Annotated in this window: 1 protein-coding gene; it reads left to right on the top strand. The window is 38.5% G+C overall.

What is annotated here, in order from left to right:
- The coding region (locus tag FS486_RS19815; protein ID WP_260858180.1) for an IS110 family RNA-guided transposase at nt 1-1,439 on the top strand (1,439 nt) is incomplete at its 5' end.
- Nucleotides 1,440-1,788: the final 349 nt, after the last annotated feature.

Genomic DNA, 1,788 nt, shown 5'->3' with positions numbered 1-1,788 from the left:
TCCAAAATACCCACTCACACCAAAAGGAGCTGAAAACAATGGTTCTATCTACATTTAACCATATTCAGGGGAATAACGGAAGTCATTGGAATCGTCTGATGAGAGGAGAGAATGCGCATCAAATTTGTATAGTAGCGATTGACGCAGCGAAGTATGTACATTCAGCGATGATTAGTAACATTTTTGGGGATATTTTGACGAAACCATTCGATTTTAGTGCATCTCATTCTGGGTTCCGGGAATTAATCGAGGCAATCGAACAGGTGAAAGAAGCATATGACTTTAAAGAGGTCGTTGTAGGGATTGAAACGACGGGACACTATTATGAGGATTTAGTGAGGATGTGTGAGCATCAACATTATATTGTTCGTATTATCAATGCCGCGACAACAGCGGAAGAAAGAAAAGCTACATTAAACTATACGAAAACAGATAGTATTGATTTGATGGCGATTACTCAGTCTCTTCTCCACGGGAGAGGAGTAACTAGTAGAGAAGCTATTCCCCTGCTAAAGGAGCTTCAAACTTTGTCGAGAGCACATCGAACCTTGATCAATTCTAGTTCCCGGGCCATCAATCATATTCGTCTCTATATGGATCATATTTTTCGAGAATACCAAGGGACTGTGATGGAGATAGATGGGAGGATGAAAAAAGTGGAATTATTTTCGTCCTTTGTTTCGAAGGCTTCTCTTTACTTGATGCGCTATTATCCACATCCTTCGGATATTTTAACTTTAGGAAAAGAAGGTTTACGTAGGGTTTCCATCGAACAGAACTTAAAACTACGAGACCTAACGATAGAGCGATTAATTGAATTTGCCAACCAATCCGTTTCTAAGCCCAAAAAAGATTTGAGAGCGGAGATCATTCTTTTAGAGTTGAAACTAGATGAATATGCTTTACTAATTAACCAAATTGAGCAATTGAAAATAGAGATAGAACAGGTACTCCTTCAAACAGATGGTGGAATTCTGTTGAGTATTCCGGGGGTAGGTGTAACAACGGCGGCAGAACTGACAGCTGAAATGGGTGATCTTTCTAATTTTACACGTCCAGAACAGCTCATTAAAATGGCCGGGACCAATCCGATTATTAAACAATCTGGTGGGAAAAGAGCCACCACCTATCATTATCAGATTTCCAGACAAGGAAGGGCTGATTTTCGGGCAGTTCTATATCGTGCAGGTAGAAGTATGATGCTTCAAAATCCATCCATGCAGGAGAAATATAAAGAAATGAAAGATAGAGGCAAAAAGGTTAAGCAAATCTATATCGCTTTAGGAAATCGATTACTTCGACTTGCATACGCCATGATAACGAAGAAACAGTTGTATCACTCGTCGCAAGAAGGATATTGCCTCCAGTCTGTAATCGCTGGTAAATTAAGAAACAAAGAAAAACAAGCGCTGTTTTACGATCGTTATGTATTAGTTTGACGTGTTTTTTCTATCGAAAAAGGATTAGAAAGAGAGTAAAGACAAAGACATTTCTTCGGAACGGAAGATTATATTGATGATCGTCCCTGAGGCAAAAAGACCTCGTAACACAGCGTAATAAGTCTTGTTCCACAAATACGAATAAAACGTAATTGCCTTGATTTTGCATGAAGTAGGCTGTATCCCTGTGGAAAACAAACACAAGACGTTGTACGTTACGAAGAAATGTCCTTATATTGTTTTGTGATTGGTAGTTTCAAATTTTTTCCACAAATATTGAAACATTGGTTTTGTGCGGCCAAAAATCTATTTATTTAACACTTGACTTATTTAACATTAAACGCTGTGT

Source organism: Bacillus sp. FJAT-22090 (assembly GCF_007676755.1).
Classification (GTDB): domain Bacteria; phylum Bacillota; class Bacilli; order Bacillales_A; family Planococcaceae; genus Psychrobacillus.
Note: the sequence above shows the minus strand (reverse complement) of the source record. Positions and strands in the feature narration are given on the sequence as shown.